At 32.4% G+C, this 18,262-nt stretch carries 17 protein-coding genes; 5 read left to right on the top strand and 12 right to left on the bottom strand.

The genetic code is table 11. The features are described from left to right. Positions 1–616 precede the first annotated feature (616 nt). The 12 genes from C8C83_RS01365 to C8C83_RS01310 form a co-directional block, all read right to left on the bottom strand. Complete coding sequence (locus C8C83_RS01365; RefSeq protein WP_121329908.1) at positions 617–2,155, bottom strand: serine hydrolase; 1,539 nt, start codon at positions 2,153–2,155, stop codon at positions 617–619. A 16-nt stretch (positions 2,156–2,171) separates the two neighbouring features. Beyond that, the gene (locus C8C83_RS01360; protein WP_121326096.1) at positions 2,172–2,963 is read right to left on the bottom strand and encodes an RNA methyltransferase; all 792 of its coding nucleotides are present in this window, start codon (positions 2,961–2,963) and stop codon (positions 2,172–2,174) included. Between the two features lie 279 nt (positions 2,964–3,242). Beyond that, positions 3,243–4,166 carry a DUF2167 domain-containing protein gene (locus C8C83_RS01355; protein ID WP_121326095.1) on the bottom strand — a complete coding sequence of 308 codons (924 nt, stop codon included), beginning with the start codon at positions 4,164–4,166 and terminating at the stop codon, positions 3,243–3,245. A 280-nt stretch (positions 4,167–4,446) separates the two neighbouring features. Continuing rightward, entirely contained in the window at positions 4,447–5,532 is a 1,086-nt protein-coding gene (locus C8C83_RS01350; protein WP_121326094.1) for a phosphoglyceromutase, read from the bottom strand. Between the two features lie 149 nt (positions 5,533–5,681). Then, positions 5,682–6,308, bottom strand: coding sequence for a hypothetical protein (locus C8C83_RS01345; RefSeq protein ID WP_132011627.1), 627 nt, complete (start codon positions 6,306–6,308; stop codon positions 5,682–5,684). 59 nt (positions 6,309–6,367) lie between these two features. Further along, a complete protein-coding gene (locus C8C83_RS27440; protein ID WP_255416675.1) occupies positions 6,368–6,499 on the bottom strand; it encodes a hypothetical protein in 132 nt (43 codons plus the stop codon). Positions 6,500–6,505: 6 nt separating this feature from the next. Continuing rightward, entirely contained in the window at positions 6,506–7,651 is a 1,146-nt protein-coding gene (locus tag C8C83_RS01335; protein ID WP_199735278.1) for a transglutaminase-like domain-containing protein, read from the bottom strand. Positions 7,652–7,745: 94 nt separating this feature from the next. Then, a complete protein-coding gene (locus C8C83_RS01330; protein ID WP_121326092.1) occupies positions 7,746–9,077 on the bottom strand; it encodes a DUF58 domain-containing protein in 1,332 nt (443 codons plus the stop codon). 145 nt (positions 9,078–9,222) lie between these two features. Further along, positions 9,223–10,236, bottom strand: a complete 1,014-nt coding sequence (locus C8C83_RS01325) for a MoxR family ATPase (protein ID WP_121326091.1) — start codon at positions 10,234–10,236, stop codon at positions 9,223–9,225. Between the two features lie 186 nt (positions 10,237–10,422). Next, positions 10,423–11,631, bottom strand: a complete 1,209-nt coding sequence (locus C8C83_RS01320; RefSeq protein ID WP_121326090.1) for a DUF4350 domain-containing protein — start codon at positions 11,629–11,631, stop codon at positions 10,423–10,425. Next, positions 11,624–12,397: a DUF4129 domain-containing protein gene (locus tag C8C83_RS01315; RefSeq protein ID WP_121326089.1), complete on the bottom strand. Its 774-nt coding sequence runs from the start codon at positions 12,395–12,397 to the stop codon at positions 11,624–11,626. The genes C8C83_RS01320 and C8C83_RS01315 overlap by 8 nt, the downstream gene beginning before the upstream one ends. 12 nt (positions 12,398–12,409) lie before the next feature. Then, a complete protein-coding gene (locus C8C83_RS01310) occupies positions 12,410–13,390 on the bottom strand; it encodes a stage II sporulation protein M (RefSeq protein WP_121326088.1) in 981 nt (326 codons plus the stop codon). Between the two features lie 20 nt (positions 13,391–13,410). On the opposite strand from C8C83_RS01310, the gene C8C83_RS01305 reads away from it, so the two are divergent. The 5 genes from C8C83_RS01305 (at position 13,411) to C8C83_RS01285 (ending at position 18,261) form a co-directional block, all read left to right on the top strand. Next, positions 13,411–14,154 carry an RDD family protein gene (locus C8C83_RS01305; RefSeq protein ID WP_121326087.1) on the top strand — a complete coding sequence of 248 codons (744 nt, stop codon included), beginning with the start codon at positions 13,411–13,413 and terminating at the stop codon, positions 14,152–14,154. A 116-nt stretch (positions 14,155–14,270) separates the two neighbouring features. Further along, the gene (locus C8C83_RS01300) at positions 14,271–15,131 is read left to right on the top strand and encodes a hypothetical protein (protein WP_121326086.1); all 861 of its coding nucleotides are present in this window, start codon (positions 14,271–14,273) and stop codon (positions 15,129–15,131) included. Positions 15,132–15,187: 56 nt separating this feature from the next. Continuing rightward, a complete protein-coding gene (locus tag C8C83_RS01295) occupies positions 15,188–15,790 on the top strand; it encodes a trimeric intracellular cation channel family protein (protein ID WP_121326085.1) in 603 nt (200 codons plus the stop codon). Between the two features lie 378 nt (positions 15,791–16,168). After that, positions 16,169–17,146 (top strand): GNAT family N-acetyltransferase, encoded by a 978-nt coding sequence (locus C8C83_RS01290; RefSeq protein WP_121326084.1) that lies wholly within the window; start codon positions 16,169–16,171, stop codon positions 17,144–17,146. 14 nt (positions 17,147–17,160) lie between these two features. Continuing rightward, complete coding sequence (locus tag C8C83_RS01285) at positions 17,161–18,261, top strand: DegT/DnrJ/EryC1/StrS family aminotransferase (RefSeq protein WP_121326083.1); 1,101 nt, start codon at positions 17,161–17,163, stop codon at positions 18,259–18,261. The last annotated feature ends 1 nt before the right edge of the window (position 18,262 follow it).

Here is an 18,262-nt window from a genome sequence, read left to right as displayed (position 1 = left end):
GTAGAATTGAGTTTTTTTCAATCTTTAATAAAAAAAGTGTAGTCCCTAACGGGACAAAAATCGCTGAGTGTAATAGTTTGGTTACCAATATTTAATCCCTACGGGATATTTTCTCATAGGTAAATTATAAACGTTATGTTTCAACAAAAAGAAATATCCCGTAGGGATTAAATGTTGGAGTAGTAAAATATAATCAATTATCGTAGTCAACATGAATAATGCTCCGTTAGGCGCTATATTATAGGTAGAAAAATATTGATAGAAAAAATATATCCAAAGATTATCGTACGGGCTATGCTCCGTTAGGAGCAACATATTGGTAGAAAAATAGTCGCAACCAAAAAAAATGTCCCGTAGGGACTATATAGACTATTGTTTATAGTTTTTTTTGTTATTTCGACGAAGGAGAAATCACACTAGAGACTCCGCAATCAAAATCGCCAATCTTTGTCTAATCCCGAGTGTGATTTCTCCTTCGTCGAAATGACAAGATTGTCGATTACAATTGTAAAGAATGGATTAAAATGGATCCCTAAAATATGATTTTCTTCGAATTTCAAGTCTTTGACCAATGTTTTCACGCCCACTTTTAAACCTTAAACCTTAAACTTTGAAATTATTCCTTCGAAAAATCCAAATCCTGAAAATCATAACTAAAATCAGTTAATTCAGAGATTGGAAGCATTTTTAGATTATTTACTTTCCCGCTTTCATCATATTTGAAAAGCAAATGAGCATCAGCATGGAAAAAAGCGTTATTCCATTTTACGACATAATTTCCATCTTTATAGAAAAAGACTTCACCAACGAGTTGTGGAGAACGTTTTGATGCAAAATATGCTTTTCCTTTTTTCTCCATTATCGTCACTTCGCCAAACCAATTGTCTTTGTAAGTTCCTGTAATTTTTGAAAAATCGACTTTAAGTTTATCTTTTTTGTTTTTAGCGACAGTTGCCCAAACTTCATCCGTTACTTTATCAGCAGATTCTTCACTGGCTTTTACGCGATTGCTGTAAGTTGTTACATAATCGTCTGGTTTAATGCCTAAATAACTGTCTTTTATCGTGTTTGTAATAGCGCTAAAAGCTGCTCCGGATTGTTGATTGGTCAAAACAATAATTCCTAAACCTATTTCCGGAATCAAAGTAGTTTGCGTTACATTTCCTTCTAAACCGCCAGTATGAGAAACTTGTTTGTATCCTTTTACATCACTTAAAAACCAGCCTAAACCATATCCTGAAAAATGAGTATTGTACGGAGGTCTTGTTTTCGCTGGAATAATAGTTTGTAATTGCCACATTTCGTCATGTTCTTTTTCCGAAAATAATTGTTTATTATCGCCGTATTTTCCATTATTGATTTGAAGAATAGCCCATTTGCTCAAGTCATTTACACTTGAATAAATTCCGGCTGCACCATCAAAAAGTTGATTTTCGTAACGTTTTATTGTTTTCAGTTTTCCATCAATCGGAACGTGCGGTGTAATTACATTGCTTGTGTCTTTTAAACGTTTGATAGAAGCGACACTATTATTCATTTCCAGAGGTTTCATGATACGTTCTTCAACAAAATCTGCCCAGGTTTGACCCGTTACAACATGCACGATTTCGCCTGCAATAATGTACATCAAATTGTCATAATCATACTTGGTTCTAAAACTTGAAACAGGTTTTAGATATCTTAAATTATGAATTATATCCTGTGCTTTAAAATCACTTCCGTCAGGCCAGATCATTAAATCTCCGGCACCAAGTCCAAGTCCGCTTCTGTGAGTTAAAAGATCACGAATTGTGAATTCACGAGTTACATAATCATCGGACATTTTGAAATCCGGAAGATATTTGGTGACTTTATCATCCCATTTTATTTTGCCTTCATCAACTAGCATTGCAAGTGCAGCTGTTGTAAAAGCTTTACTATTTGAGGCAATTCCAAAAAGCGTATTTGCATCTACTTTTTGCTGCGTAATTACAGATTTTACGCCATAACCTTTTGCCAGAACTACTTTTCCGTCTTTTACAATTGCGACAGCAATTCCGGGAACGTCAAATGCTTTTATAGTTCGATTTACCAATTCATCGACTTCTTGATTGGTTATTTGTGCCGAAACGGAAAAACTAAATAATAATGCTAAAAGAGATAATTTGTAATTCATAATATAAAGTTTTGGTTTAGTTGAATCCTCTTTGTCTTTTGGCTTCAAAAATTAAAATAGCCGCAGCAACAGATACGTTCATACTGTCGATTTCGCCTTGCATTGGAATAATGATATTTTGTGTTGCCGCATCACGCCAGTCTTGTGTTAGACCTGTAGCTTCTGTGCCAACAACCAAAGCAGTTGGAGTCGTAAAATCCTGTGTATGATATGAAGTTGAATTTTGTAAAGTAGCGCAATAAAAATCAATCTTTTTTTCTTTCAAAAAAGCAATGATTTCGGCAGTAGTTCCGGTTGCAATTTGATTGGTAAATAAACAACCAACACTTGAACGTACAATATTTGGATTGTATAAGTCGCTTTTGGGATTTGCAATCAAAACTGCGTCAAGATTTGCAGCATCCGCAGTACGTAAAAGCGCTCCGATATTTCCTGGTTTTTCAGGTGCTTCGGCCACAATAATTAACGGATTATCAGATAATTTTAAATCAGATAATAACATCGATTTTGTTTTGGCTATAGCCAAAATACCTTCGGTGGTATCGCGATAGGCTAGTTTTTGGTAAACTTCCTTATTGATTTCGATTAACTGAACTGGTGTATTTACCAATTTATTAATCTCATTTTCAGTAACCAATTCAGGTAAAAATAAAACAGTTTCAATTTCGTAACCGCCTTTTATAGCAAGTGAAATTTCGCGTAAACCTTCAATTAAAAATGTTCCTGTTTGTTTGCGGTTTTTTGCCTTTTCCTGTAATAAAACAAGAGATTTTATAAACGGATTTTGTATTGAAGTAATTTGTTTCATTTTTTTTGAAGGTACTAAGTTTCTGAGGCGCTAAGGTACTGAGATTTTTTTAAAAAGGGGCAAAGGTTTTAAGTAGAGACGCACTGCTGTGCGTCTTTGTTTGAGAAAAAAGCTTGCCACAAATTGCACGAATTTGCACGAATTATTTTTTTGCCACAGATTGAATTGATTTATAAAGGATTTTCTAATCATTTTAATCCTTTAATTTGCGGCTAAACTTTTGTCGCGTTAAAGCGGAATATTAATTCGTGAAAATTCGAGCAATTCGTGGCAAAAAAATTATTCTTGTGTAGAATTATTTTCTTCTAATAATACAGTTTCTTCTTCTTCTGGTCTTGTAGTAACCTGATCTTTTTTACCGAATAAAAATTTCTTGAAGGCTGCAAAACCTGCTGCAATTGCTAAGAATATGATTTTACCAAATTTGGCAATTATAGCAAAGAATCCAACTTTTGCAAGAACTTTTCCGGCAACTAATCCGCCAATAGTCCACGCAGCAACGGTATCTGTATCTGCATCAAAGTCTAAATATTTGTGTCCGTCATTGAATTCAACACTTTTTAAAATTCCGGGAATACTTGCTTTTACTTCTGCAAGTTCACTCATTCCTGCAACTGCCGAAATATTATACATTCCTTTTCGTCCTAAAACTCTTAAGTCATAATTTAAAGTATTGGCTTGATCCTGACCAAATTTTAATTCTTTTGCCCAATGTAATACTTTCAAATTAGTATCATAATAAGGTTTTGATGCCCAGCCTATTAATTGCACTTCTGGATAACCGCCTTTTTTACGTTCTTCATTTTCTGTCTGAACATCTTCTTTCATGGTTTTTAGCAAATCGTCATAGTCAATATCTCCGGCATCATCGTCTTTTACAAAACCATCTCCTTGATAACTAATAACAAACATCCAACTATTGCTATGTGTAACCCCTTTTCCGTCAGGTACAAGAGATCCCAAAACACTTTTGTCTTCTGGATTTCCCCATAAATTTGTTAAAACTCCCTGTGTTTGTTCAGCGTTAAGGAATTTAAATCCTGCGGGAACATTTAAGGTTCCGTCTCCTTCGGGTAAAGTGATTTTTCCTGATTGGTAATTTAAAGTTTTTTCAAAGAGCTCGTCATTGTTTTTGGGTTCCTGAGCAGTAATTTTTGGAATAGAAAAGGCAATTAAAAAAAGAAATGGTAGAAGTTTTTTCATTGAAATAAATTGGTTTTGATTGATTATTTTGAAGGTTCTAAGGTTTTTAGGTACTAAGTTTCTGAGGTTTTTTAAGTTGCAAAGGTTCATAGAAAAAGTTTGCCACGAATTACTCGAATTTGCACTAATTTTTTTTTGTCACAGATTAAAATGTTTTACATTGATTTTTTAATCATTTTTAATCCTTTTAATCTGTGGCAAAACTTTTTTTAGACGGTTTTTTCGCAAATATTACAACAAAAATTCGTGCAAATTCGAGTAATTCGTGGCAAAAAAAATATTATTTTTTAGTCACTTCGGTAATCTCATCAGCAACAGGATGCGAGGTTGTAAAAGTGTAACCCATAATTTTGGCAATTGTTTGTGCAATTTGTTTTTGATACAACTGAGAATCTGTTTTTACTTCGCCTTTTGGCGCGATTTCAGGTCCCATTGCAGCAAACCAAATTTGTGATGCACCCGGAACATCAGCACCGTGATCTGTCCATTGTTCTTTTGTTTTGTCACCACGACCATGATCTACCGTGATTATCAAAGTAGTTTTGTTTTTGTATTGTGGATCATTTTGAACAAAATCCCAAATTTCTTTAATCCATTTGTCTACCTGATTTGCAGCGTCAAGATACGATCTGTAATGTCCTGAATGCGCCCATTCATCCGTTTCTCCGTAAGCGATATAAAGTACTTTTGGCTTTTTAGTTTTCAGCTCATTTAAAGCTTCATAATGTGTAAAAACGTCCAGACATTCATCTTCATGAAAAGGCTTAAACGAATTATTACGCATTTCGTTTAATAGTTTTTGCGTTTCTGTTGGTTTATTTCCTCCAACATTATCAAAGGCAGAAATTACAGGAAAACCACTTCTTTCTTCGTTTAAAATTCGGTCAAAAGCATCCCAGGCTCCAAAAGCGGCAACTTTACCTTTTAGTTTTGATTGCTGATTTAGAAACTCCAAAACATTTACATTCGGGTTTGCTTTATAATGATTTGAATTTACCGCAACGTCAACATTTCCGGTCATAATCTCACTATATCCGGGATAACTAAACCAATACGGATTCGAAACATCTACTTTGCTTCCTAAATCGCGATTGCCATAAATTTGTCCTTTTGTGGCAATTTCTGACCATAAAAAAGGCATGATTTTTTTGCGTGATTCCTTAAAGTCTGAACTGGAATATTTTTTATAGATATAAGTACTATCGCCCTGATTAAATTTTTTATCATTGGCAATAGCCGAATCCATTCCTTTAAAAATTTCCTGCCATCTAAAACCGTCAGTGGTTATAATGATGATGTTTTCTGTTTTTTGTGCATTAGACAAAAAGCTTGTAAAAGCGAGTAGAAGTAAAAGTAGTTTTTTCATTTTTTTTTGAGTTACAAAGGTCAATAGAAACAAAGGTTCAAAGATTTTTGATCATTCTTAAATTTAACTTATGAAATTGATATCTAAATAATATTCATTTTACATTTTCACAACATACATTTCACATCTGGTAAGGAATTATTCGTGCTTTAATCTTCAATTATTAAATAAATCAAGAAAAATTCTGAAATTTTGTATTTGTTATACCATTTATCAACATCTATATTTCCTTTAGAAACCTCACAATATCCTAAATCACCTTTGTCAGGATTATCGTTTGGAGGAGTAATTAATGCAATTTGATTTTCTTTCCCAATTTCAAAAACAATACTTTCGGAGCTGTTTTCAGTAACATCTCTAAGAGAAAATGTTGCATCTGGAAACTTTTTGCTTACTTCAAAAACATTGTTATTAAAGTGATCTGGAAAGAAAAACCAAATTTTTTGATTGTTTGGAATTTGTTGCGTAACAATAGAAAATTTGAAGTCTTTCCCTATTTTAGGTGAGTTATATTTTTTTGTATCATGTATCGTTTTTTCAGTAGCGATTTTTCCGTTTTTATATTTTCGAATTATGAATTTGAAATTTTTTCCAATTAATTTTTCAGAATTAGTGAATCTTAAATCTAGTTTTTGAATTCCTTGAAAGTTTTCCAAAATAAATTCTCTGGACCCAAAAGTTGGACTATCGAATTTAGAAATCATTTCAATTTTGCTTTCTTGACTATAAGTCTTTGATGCAAGAACAATAAGTAATACAAGTATTATTTTTCTCAATTTCTTAATTTTTTGATTCAGTATTCATTTTACATTTTCACAACACGCATTTCATGTTGTTACAAAATCCCTCTTGCTTTAATCTCGGGATATTTATTAATAGTATCCAAAGTCAGGTTTTCAGGCTGAGTAAGAACCGAGTAAATTCCGTATTTTTTGAGTTCGTTCGCAATGAGTTTTTTCTCAAACATCCTTTCTTATTCTGTTGGTTTTGTCCAGAATAAATTTGGATTATTCGTTTTGTAATATGTAAAATTTACTTTTGTTTCATTGTTAGTCAATTCCGATTTTTGCGGAGTTTGTTCAATACCATCTAAAGGCAATAATTCAACATAAGTTATTTCTTTGACATTTTTCCATGTTTCAGAATCGTATTGACTAATCAAAGGAGTTTGAAGCCTATATAAATTTTTTGCCATATAAGTTTCTAAATAATACTTTTTGGTTTGTGATGCTTGGTTGTTCCAATTTGCTTCAGGATTTAAAATTAACGTTTTCCCTTTAATTAATCTTTCTCTTACCTCTGCAATACTAAGCAATTCCCCTTTTTCATTCATAACATAAGCATTAAAGGTTGGGTCAATCCAAATCCATTTTTTAAACTCATTGCTGTACACCATATTGATCACATGACAATCATCAAATTGAGTTTCTTTTGGCATACAAGTAATATATCGAGATTTTATTCCCAAAGACAAGTAACATTCATTAAGAATTGTAGCCATCATTCTGCAATTAATCCCGCGATTCTCTGTTTTGCATACTTTAATTAAGTCAATTGCATTTCTTGAAGTCGGATTGTTTGAAGCGCCGTCATGTCTGATGGTGTTGTGAACCCAATGAAGTAAATTTAGAATTTTTGAAATTTCATTACCAGTTCCGGCAATTGAATCTAATTTTAAATCTTTCCTGATTTTTACCAAATTTGGATTTTCTATTGATTGATAGCTGAAATTTGGAATAAATCGATTATCAGAATAATTGTATTTTTCTGCATTTTTTAGTATTTCTAAATACTGCGGTACAGCTTTATATTTAATCTGCGTGTATGCTTTTGTAGAATCATTAAGTAAAATAATAAAATCTAATTTTGTGTCTTTTTTAATTTTCACACTAATTGAATCTTTATCAGTAATAAACGTAACTTTTTGTCCTAAAGAAGAAGTTTCGTATACATCCGGATTTATTTGTGGAGAAATAGTCCAGTATTGAGGTTTAAAACTTTTTCCGTCCCTAATATCAAGTTTTGAAGACATTGCTTTTATTGTTGGAATACTTTTTTGACTTGTAATTGTTTGTGAAAAGATTGCAAAAATTGCAACAAGACTAATTTTGATTTTCATTCGGATTTATTCTAAATTTCGGTTTTTAAATTTTAATACTTCTAACTAAATCGTGATCTCAATAAAAATATATTATTTTACATTTCACATTACCCTACAAAATTCCTCTTGCCTTAATCTCTAAATATTTATTAATAGTATCCAAAGTCAGGTTTTCAGGCTGAGTAAGAACCGAGTAAATTCCGTATTTCTTGAGCTCGTTGGCAATAAGTTTTTTCTCAAACATGAATTTTTCAGCAATTACCTTATCGTATATTTCCTGAATTGTATTTGTTTTTCTGTTAATGAGATCATTCAATTCCGTATTACTAAAGAAAACAACAACTAATAAATGGTTTTTTGCAATTCCTTTTAAATAAGGTAATTGTCTCTTTAAACCATCCATTGTTTCAAAATTAGTATATAAAATAATCAAACTTCGCTGATTGATATTTTTCTTGATATCGACATACAAACGACTATAGTCACTTTCAAAAAAGTCAGTTTTGATGTTGTATAAGGTTTCTAGAATTTTCTGCATTTGCGAAGATCTTTTCTCTGCAAAAACTCTGTTTTCTACTTTTTTAGAGAAAGAAAAAATCCCCGCTTTGTCTTGTTTTTTCAGAATAACATTTGACAAAACCAAAGTCGAATTTATAGCATAATCCAATAAACTCAATCCGTCAAAAGGCATTTGCATCACACGGCCTTTGTCAATTGCCATATAAACCGATTGTGATTTTTCGTCCTGAAATTGGTTCACCATCAACGAGTTTTTCTTCGCTGTAGCTTTCCAGTTTAGCGTTCTAAGATCGTCGCCCTGAACATATTCTTTAATTTGTTCAAATTCCATTGTATGACCAATTCGGCGTATTTTTTTGATTCCGTATTGATGTAAATTATTCGAAAAAGCCAATAAATCATACTTCCTCAATTGAATAAAAGAAGGATATGTTGGCACCATTTGATCTTTATCGAAAGTGAATCTTCTCGAAATTAACTTTAAAGGAGAAGAAACGTAAAGATTTAAGTCTCCAAAATAATATTCTCCACGTTCTGTTGGACGCAAATCATAACCGATTTCTATTTCAGCAGAAGCTTTTATAGACTTGATAAGTTTGAAATCACGAACTTGAAACTGAAACGGAATTTCGTCAATAATCTTTACCGAAATAGTAAACGTATAATGGTTTTTGATACTAATACTTATCGGATTCAAATCGCCATTTGAGAGTTTTTCGGGAGTATTTCGAGTTGCCTCAATTCCTGTTCGTGCAAAATATAAAAGCAAAAGATCAAGTCCCAGAAATGTGATTAAAATCAGAACTACAAACCAAACGGCATTGTATAAATTCGGAAAAATAAAAGCACAAACAAACATTCCGATAATGCCTAAAAGCACATAGAAAAAGAAGTTGTTCAGGTATAGACTTTTTATGAATTTCATTTTTTTAGTATTCGGTCTCAGTTTTCAGTCTCAGTTTTTCAGTCTCAGTTTTTCAGTCTCAGTTTTTCAGTATTCAGTCTCAGTATTCAGTGTGAAGACTGCGACTGTGACTGAAAACTGAACACTGCGACTGAAAACTAAAAATTTACCTTGGTATCTCGACTGTTTCAATAATTTGTTTAATAATTTCAGGACTTGTAATTCCTTCCATTTCACGTTCAGGCGTTACAATAACACGGTGTTGTAAAACCGGAATTGCAGCTTCTTTAATATCTTCCGGCGTTACGAAATCGCGTCCACGAATGGCAGCGAAACCTTTTGCAGCGTTTAAAATTGCAATCGAAGCACGAGGTGAAGCTCCTAAATATAAAAAGGCATTTTCGCGCGTGTTTACTACAATTCGAGCAATATATTCTAATAAATTCTGCTCAACTCTAATTTGTTTTACTAAAGCTTGGTAATCTTTTATTTCTGCAGCAGAAAGCACTGCTTTTATAGCTTCTAATTTTCCGTGATCCTGCAATAAATGCTCTCTTTGGATGATTAAAATTTCTTCATTTAATTTTGGATAATCAATCGTGATTTTGAATAAAAAACGGTCTAATTGTGCTTCCGGCAAACGATATGTTCCTTCTTGCTCAATTGGATTTTGTGTTGCAATAACCAAAAAAGGAGTTTCAAGCTGATAGGCAAAACCGTCAATTGTAATCTGACGCTCTTCCATAACTTCAAAAAGTGCCGCTTGAGTTTTGGCAGGAGCACGGTTAATCTCATCAATCAAAATTAAATTCGAAAAAATCGGACCTTGTTTAAACTGAAATTCAGAAGTTTTAAGATTAAAAATAGAGGTTCCTAAAATATCAGACGGCATTAAATCCGGCGTAAACTGAATTCGGCTAAAGCCAATGTTCAACGTTTTAGACAATAGTTTAGCCGTAATCGTTTTGGCAACTCCCGGAACACCTTCAAGTAAAACATGTCCGTTTGAAAGTATCGCAACCAAAAGCTGATCGATCATTTTATGTTGTCCAACAATTACAGTTTCAAGCTCTTTTTTGATGCTGTTAACGTGATCTAAAAGCGGGCCTAAGTTTAATCTGGTTTCAAAATTCACATTTTCGTTCGTGATTTCGGTTTCTGGTGTATTGATATCGTCCATGTTGGTATGTTTTTCTTTAGTTGCTTATTTTTTTCTGCCACAGATTAAAAGGATTAAGATGATTTTTTTGCCACTAATTTCACAAATTTACACCAATTGAGTTGGCTCAAATTGAATTAGAATTAGTGAAAATTCGTGAAATTCGTGGCAGTATTTTTTTAATCTATGGCAAATGTCTTTTTTATATTAATTTAAAACCTTTTCTATTGCGTTATTAATTCTGATTAAATCTTCTTCTAGACTTCCGTGATAACTCTTTCTGTGTTCGTTAATTAAGAACACGAGTTCCCGAATATCAGTTTGATCTTTGCCTGTTTTTAAATGTAATTTTTTGATAAAATCGTCATCCAGTTTTGTCGTGTCCAGTAAATATTCATTCCGGATTCGTTCCAGGAAATAAATGATTTTTTTATCAATAATATTACCGTGATCGCCTTCCTGATAGTACAAATTACCAATGGTTTTTGTAAAATCAATCGTTAAATTCGGCAAAGGTTTCAGGATTGGAACGATGCGTTGTTTTCGTTTTGCATTAAAAATTATAAAAATCAATATTCCGATTAACGATAAATACCAAGCCCATTTTAAAGCTGGCTGACTAAAAATATAACGTAATGGTGATTGCGAAATTTTCTCATCGTTTATTCCTTTTGTATACCAGAAAACATCACCTTTTGGTAAATAAGAAAGCACATTTTCAGCATATTGATAATGATCTTTTTTCAATAAATGAAAATTACTAAACGTGGCTGGCTGAGTATGTAAATAAAAATAGCCGCTTTTATACGCTACTTTTATAAAGTTAACATGCTTTTGTTTTGGCACATAACTTTGGTAACCTAAAACAGTACTGTTTAAAGTATCAATTTTCGAAAAATAATTATCGCCAACTCCTTCTTTTAAATGATAGGTTTTGGAACTCACTTTTTTATTGGCAAGCCAAATTGAGTTACTATCCGGAAGTCCGAAATTTACATTGATTGTTAGTTTTAAACTATCCAAAATAGCACTCGGAAAATCTCTCATACTCAAAAAAGCATTGTTTCCATGAGATACAAAATAGAAAATTTCGGTTACAGACTGATCGTCAATATTGTTTGCTTCTGATATGTTTAAAATTGTACCTTTTATCGAATAATTTTCGACCAGAGTATCTTCATCATATTTAGAATCCAGAAACTCATAAGGAGTTTGGGTTACAATTTTTTCTAATTTCTGAGGCTTTAAAAAGCCATGAATTTCTTTGTCAAAAACATATAATCCAAGCGGGATTTTGTCATTGACAGAATAAGTTGGACTCCAATCGATAGGTTTTGGCTGATCGCGATCTGCTATTAAAATTAATGCTAAAACAAAAACCAGAATAGCGATGTAAACTTTGATATTTTTATCCATTGCTAAAGGTTTTTAAGGCTTTCTTAAATCTGTTTTCTGCTTTATCGAATGAGATTTCGTCAATTTGAAATTCTCCGTACCAAATATAATTATACAAGTAAGACAAATAAGTGAATTCTTCTTTATGGATTGGTCTTTGAAGTTCGTATAAATAATCAGAATTTGTTTTTTCGATATCCCATTCTATATAATGATTCTGCGCCATGACTTTTAAAAGCCATAGATAATAATACCGAATTGCAATTCTTTTTTCGCCGGAATTAATACTTTCTTTTATCAGTTTTTCAAAATCTAAAAGATGTATGTTTTTTTCAATATCAGTATAATAGATAGTCTTTTTTTGAGCGTTTTTGCCAAAAATCCATTGTCCTTCTTTATTGATTAAAGCTTTTGCAATCAGATAAATTACGATTACAATAACCAGAACCGCAATGATTCTCAATAGAATTGAAACAAATTTGATGGAACTTGCTGTGTTTTCAAAACTAAATAATCTTCTAAAAACGCTTGCAAGCCAATCTTTAAAACGATCCCAGGCATTTTTTTCGGGCGTTTTATATTCATATACAAAATCTGAATCTGTGTATTTCTTTTTGAAGTTTTTATTAAAAGTTTTGGCTTCAATTGTACTCGAATCAATCTCAATGTCTTTCTCTGTGTATTTTATCGAAGCTATTTTTGGAGGTTCGGCTGTAGCCAAAGAATCCTGAGCATATGAGATACCGGAGAAAAAAAGGAAAGATAAAAGAATTAAAAATCTATTCATTATTGGTTTCAATTAATTCGATTTGGCTGATAGTTGTTGTGTTTTTCTGTGCACTATAAAAGGATAAACCAGATAATAAAACGAAATTATTGCTAAGGTAAATAAAATGATAAAAGAGCTTAACCAGTTTGGCATATCAATCGAATAACGCGTGATAAAACCTTCCAGGAAGCCTGCGCTAATTGTAAAAGGAAAAGTACTCAGAAATATTTTGAAACTGTTTTTGAAGCCAATTTTAAAAGAATTCATTCTCGAAAAAGTTTTAGGAAACAATATCGAAGCGCCAAGAATAAAGCCTGCAGTAGTTTCGATTACGATAGCAAAAATTTCCATAGAGCCGTGAATCCAGATTCCGCGAACGCTTTTCCAGAAAACTCCTTGCTCATAAAAAAAGTACTGAAAAGATCCCAGCATGATAGAGTTTTGGAGGAAAATCCAAAAAGTTCCTATACCGCCAAGAATACCATAAAAATAGCATTGCGCACCAACTTTTAGATTATTGAAAGTGATACCAATAAAACTTCCCCAATTGGTTCCGGAACCGTAAACTGCCATTGGATTACCTTTTTTGATATTTTCCAAAGTCATATTTACATACGAATCTCCCAAAATCAAGCGAACAAAATTTGGATCGTATTTTGCCGAAACAACACCTATTGCTACAGTCGCGAAAAATAAGATAAAAGCATACATCAAATATCTTTTGTATTCGTAAACCAGCAAAGGAACTTCTGTTTTGAAGAATTCCAGCAATCTGTTTTTTTCCGTTCGTTTTGTTTTGTATATCTTCTGATAAATCTGCGATGCCAGGTGATTTAAGTAAATAACTGTTTTACTTTTGGGATAATAAGTTTGGGCATACGACAAATCATTCATCAATTGAATGTACAAATTAGCTAACTCATCAGGATTTTTTTTAGCTTTACCAAAAATAGCTAGTTCAAATTCCAGCCATTTTTCTTTATTTTGTTTTATGAAGGCGACTTCTCTCATTGTAGGCTAAAATATAAAATATGTCAGAATTATCTATTAACACGACACAAAATGTTAAAATAAATTTTATAGCGGCATCGGTTGGTGAACGCTTAGGTTCTTATTTCATTGACTTACTGATAAAAATCTCCTATGTAATAGTTATTTTATTAGTGTTTTTTTACGGGTTACATTTCGATAAATTGTTCGATAAATTAGATTCATGGTCTGTTATGTCGATACTTTTGTTCTTTTATTTACCAATTATGCTTTATTCGATTACTCTGGAAAGTATTTTTGAAGGGCAAACGATTGGAAAAAAGCTGGTAAAAATAAAAGTTGTAAAAATTGATGGTTATCAGGCAGGTTTTGGTGACTATTTAATTCGATGGTTTTTTAGGCTAATTGATTTTACATTGCTTTACGGACTTGTTGGTTTAATTGCTGTTGTTACAAGTAAAAAAGCGCAGCGATTAGGAGACATGGCGGCAGGAACGGCAGTTATTACTCTGAAAAATAAAATTGATATAAGCCATACTATTTTAGAGGAAATAGGTGATGCTTATGTTCCAACATATCCTTTAGTGATTAAATTATCGGATAATGATATGCGAATTATTAAAGAAACGTTTCAAAAAGCAGATGCCAAAAACGATCACGAAATGATCTACAAACTAGTCGCTAAGATTGAAAGCGTAACAGGAATTAAAAATCAATCGGGCAATAATAATGACTTTCTTCGAGTTATTCTCAAGGATTATAATTTTTACACGCAAAATATGTAATTTATTGAGTTTTTTAGAGGTGTTAATTTAGGATTTCGTAACTTTGTATATGTATTAAAGTTTAATAAAAGGCGTAACCGAAAAGCCTAAGAGTAGGGGAATTTAATCTAAATACCATGAAAGTTAATAAAGTAATTGCCGTATTAGTATTGTTACTTGTTTCCGTTTTTTCTTTTGCACAAGGAGGAAAAAAATTAGATAAAATAATAAAAAGAGATTACCAGATTATTGAATGTACGATTGCTAAAATGTCTGATAAAACGGTTGAATATTCTTTGCCGGGAGAGACATTACAAATTTCACTTGATGTTTCTCAAATTGCCAGAATAGATTTTGCCAGCGGACGCTCACAAACTTTTGATGTATCTGCAAATAATGCTTCCTCAAATACAGCTTCAAATAATTCAGGTCAGAATGTTGCTTCTGCAGATATGAAACCAAATACAATTGCAGTTTTGCCAATTCCTTACGTAAATGCAGATACTCAGGAAAGTTCTGAAGATATGGCGAAGTTTGCTCAAAACGATATTTATAATAAACTGCTTGATAAATCAGCAAATATTTTTCCGTTGACTGTTCAGGATTTAAGAACAACGAATAGTTTACTGCACAAAGCCGGAATTGATCACAAAAACATTGATGAAACTCCTATCGAAGATCTTCAAAAAATCCTGGGCGTTGATAATATTGTAGCAGCCAAAGTTTCGTATACAATTGGATCAGGTACAACTGCAACGACTTATAATAGCGGAAATGCAAAAGTAAGCGATAACAACAAGAAGGTTAAAACCAGCGATATTTCGACTACAACCGCAAATACACAAGTTTATTATTACTATACCGTGTACTTTGATATGTACAAAAATGCCACAAAAATATATTCTCAAACACGTAAACCATTTCTTGCTGTAAAAGACAGTTGGATGGATTCGATTACTTATTTATTGAAAAGAAGCCCGATTTACGTAAAAAAATAAAGCAAAGCTAAAACCTTAGCGACTTAGAATCTCAGAACCTCAGAACCTCAAAAAAAATGTTTCATTTATTAGATCTTATCGGTACGATGGCTTTTGCTATGTCCGGCGCTTTGACTGCAATGCACAAAAAACTCGATCCTTTTGGGGTTTTTATCATTGCATTTGTGACCGCCGTTGGAGGAGGAACGCTGCGAGATGTCCTGATTGGCAGAACTCCGGTAGGCTGGATGCGTGATCTGCAATATGTTTATGTAATTATTTTAGGTTTTGGATTGGCAATTCTCTTCAGAAAAAAGTTTGATAAATTAAGAACATCTTTGTTTTTGTTTGATACGATTGGCTTGGGAGTTTTTACTTTGATAGGCCTTGAAAAAGGTATTATGATTGGTTTGCATCCTGTTATTTGTATTGCTTTAGGAACTATGACCGCTTGTTTTGGTGGTGTAACGCGTGATATTTTATGTACCGAAATTCCAACCATATTTAGAAGAGAAATTTATGCGACGATCTGTATTTTGGGCGGAATCGTGTTTTTTGCTCTGAAAAAACTGAATCTAAATGATGATGTTTTATACCTCGTAACTTCAATTGTTATTATCACCGTTCGATTAATGGCCGTAAAATACAAGTGGTATTTACGTGCATTTGACCACAAATAGTTTTTTTGCCACGAATTGCACTAATTTTCACGAATCATGGCGGCATCAAAAAATATGCTCATATTTGTTGTTTGGTAATTTATGCAACAAAAAATTAGTGTAAATTCGTGAAATTCGTGGCAAAAGAAAACAAACTTAAATCTGAGTAAATCATACGGTGATGACGCTGATTCGCTAAAGTGAAAACACAGATAAAAACAGATTTTTTCTAGTGTTTGTTGAAAAAAGAGCTTAACCTTTGAGAGAAAAAGGATAGCCGCGAATTGCACTAATTTTCACGAATCATAGAGACTTCAAAAAATATGCGCATATTTGTTTCGTGATTTACACGATAAAAAATTAGTGTAAATTCGTGAAATTCGTGGCAAAAGAAAAAAAATGACAAAGTTTACCGTAAAACAATACGACAAAAACGATTATCAAATCTGGAATGACTTTATAAGTCAGGCTAAAAATGCTACGTTTTTATTTTGTCGTGATTTTATGGAATATCACCAAGATCGTTTTGAAGATTTTTCGCTTTTGGTTTTCGAAGATGAGAAATTAATCAGCGTTTTACCGGCAAATAAAACCGGAAATTCTATTTATTCACATCAAGGACTTACTTACGGAGGTTTAGTCTGTAAAGAGCAAACGAAATTAGCGACGGTTATAGAAATTTTCAGAGCTATTTTGCTTTTTTTGATGGAAAATAATTTTCAAAAACTACACTTAAAATCACTTCCCTCAATCTATCATTTAAAACCTGCGGAAGAAATTTTGTATGCTTTGTTTTTAGCTGAAGCAAAATTAGTCCGACGAGATTCACTTTCGGTTATCGATTTATCGCAAGAAAATAAGACTTCTAAAATCAGAAAAAGAGGTTTTCAAAAAGGAGTTTCAAATCAATTGATTATTGAAGAAGAAACTGATTTTGATTTGTTTTGGAATGAAGTTTTGATTCCGAATTTAAATAAAAAACATAGCGCAAATCCTGTTCATTCTGTAAAAGAAATGAACTATTTAAAAACTCATTTTCCTAAAAATATTCACCAGTTTAATGTTTATTTCGAAGATAAAATTGTGGCTGGAACTACAGTTTTCGAAACAGAAACCGTAGCACATTGTCAGTATATTTCGAAAAACGAAAATCAGGAAAATCTGGGAAGTTTGGATTATTTATTTCATTATTTGATTCAGGAAAGATTTGCTGGAAAGCGATTTTTTGATTTTGGAATTTCGAATGAAAATCAAGGAAGAAATCTAAACGAAGGATTAGCATATTGGAAAGAAAGTTTTGGCGCAAGCACTATAATTCATGATTTTTATGAAGTTGAAACTTCCAATTATAATAAGTTAAATGGTATTTTTGTTTAAATAAATTAAAAACAATGATACCATTTCTGGATCTAAAAAAAATCAACGCACCATATGAAACCGCTTTTCAGGAAAAACTGAAATTGGTTCTCGATAATGGCTGGTATATTTTGGGGAAAGAAGTTGAAACATTTGAAAAAGCTTTCGCTGAATATTGCCAAACCCAATATTGTATTGGAGTAGGGAATGGTTTAGATGCTTTGACTCTGATTTTTAAAGGATATATAGCTTTAGGGAAAATCCAAAAAGGCGACGAAGTTATCGTTCCTGCAAATACTTATATCGCCAGTATTTTGGCAATTTTACAAGCCGATTTAGTTCCGGTTTTGGTCGAGCCAAAGTTAGAAACCTACAACATAAATCCTGATTTAATTCAGGGGAAAATCACTTCAAAAACAAAAGCAATTTTAGCCGTTCACTTATACGGACAATTGGCTGAAATGGATAAAATCAACGAAATCGCAAGAGATAATAATCTAATAGTTGTAGAAGATGCAGCACAATCTCATGGAGCGATCAGCAATCTAAAATCTAAAATCTACAATCTAAAATCAGCCAGCGCGTATAGTTTTTATCCAGCAAAAAACTTAGGCTGTTTGGGCGATGGCGGTGCAATAACCACAAATGATTCAGAATTGGCAAAAGTGCTTTTTTCGCTTCGGAATTATGGTTCTGATAAAAAATATTACAGCGATTATATTGGCGTAAATTCAAGATTAGATGAAATTCAGGCTTCATTTTTAAACTTGAAATTACCAAATTTAGATGTAGAGAATGAAAACCGAAGAACAATTGCAAAACGTTATTTATCTGAAATTAAAAACGATAAAATAATACTTCCTGTTTGGGATTTTTCGAATAATCATGTTTTTCATTTGTTTGTCATTCGTACCAAAAACAGAGATGATTTTCAGGATTATTTAAATCAGAATAACATTCAATCGATTATTCATTATCCCGTTCCGCCACATCAACAAAAGGCATTTTCGCAATGGAATACTTTATCCTTCCCGATAACGGAACAAATTCATAATGAGGTTTTAAGTTTGCCAATAAGTCCTGTTTTAACAGAAGAAGAAGTTAGTTTTGTTATTGAAATTATTAATAAATACTAAC

It is taken from the genome of Flavobacterium sp. 90 (assembly GCF_004339525.1).
In the GTDB taxonomy this organism is placed as follows: Bacteria; Bacteroidota; Bacteroidia; order Flavobacteriales; family Flavobacteriaceae; genus Flavobacterium.
Note: the sequence above shows the minus strand (reverse complement) of the source record. Positions and strands in the feature narration are given on the sequence as shown.

Bases quoted from the DNA above. Each gene is read 5' to 3' on its own strand.
- C8C83_RS01330 (WP_121326092.1), bottom strand. From the start codon at position 9,077: ATGAAATTCATAAAAAGTCTATACCTGAACAACTTCTTTTTCTATGTG.
- C8C83_RS01325 (WP_121326091.1), bottom strand. From the start codon at position 10,236: ATGGACGATATCAATACACCAGAAACCGAAATCACGAACGAAAATGTG.
- C8C83_RS01355 (WP_121326095.1), bottom strand. From the start codon at position 4,166: ATGAAAAAACTTCTACCATTTCTTTTTTTAATTGCCTTTTCTATTCCA.
- C8C83_RS01290 (WP_121326084.1), top strand. From the start codon at position 16,169: ATGACAAAGTTTACCGTAAAACAATACGACAAAAACGATTATCAAATC.
- C8C83_RS01320 (WP_121326090.1), bottom strand. From the start codon at position 11,631: ATGGATAAAAATATCAAAGTTTACATCGCTATTCTGGTTTTTGTTTTA.
- C8C83_RS01365 (WP_121329908.1), bottom strand. From the start codon at position 2,155: ATGAATTACAAATTATCTCTTTTAGCATTATTATTTAGTTTTTCCGTT.
- C8C83_RS01300 (WP_121326086.1), top strand. From the start codon at position 14,271: ATGAAAGTTAATAAAGTAATTGCCGTATTAGTATTGTTACTTGTTTCC.
- C8C83_RS01310 (WP_121326088.1), bottom strand. From the start codon at position 13,390: ATGAGAGAAGTCGCCTTCATAAAACAAAATAAAGAAAAATGGCTGGAA.
- C8C83_RS01335 (WP_199735278.1), bottom strand. From the start codon at position 7,651: ATGAAAATCAAAATTAGTCTTGTTGCAATTTTTGCAATCTTTTCACAA.
- C8C83_RS01350 (WP_121326094.1), bottom strand. From the start codon at position 5,532: ATGAAAAAACTACTTTTACTTCTACTCGCTTTTACAAGCTTTTTGTCT.
- C8C83_RS27440 (WP_255416675.1), bottom strand. From the start codon at position 6,499: ATGTTTGAGAAAAAACTCATTGCGAACGAACTCAAAAAATACGGAATT.
- C8C83_RS01295 (WP_121326085.1), top strand. From the start codon at position 15,188: ATGTTTCATTTATTAGATCTTATCGGTACGATGGCTTTTGCTATGTCC.
- C8C83_RS01315 (WP_121326089.1), bottom strand. From the start codon at position 12,397: ATGAATAGATTTTTAATTCTTTTATCTTTCCTTTTTTTCTCCGGTATC.
- C8C83_RS01360 (WP_121326096.1), bottom strand. From the start codon at position 2,963: ATGAAACAAATTACTTCAATACAAAATCCGTTTATAAAATCTCTTGTT.
- C8C83_RS01305 (WP_121326087.1), top strand. From the start codon at position 13,411: ATGTCAGAATTATCTATTAACACGACACAAAATGTTAAAATAAATTTT.
- C8C83_RS01285 (WP_121326083.1), top strand. From the start codon at position 17,161: ATGATACCATTTCTGGATCTAAAAAAAATCAACGCACCATATGAAACC.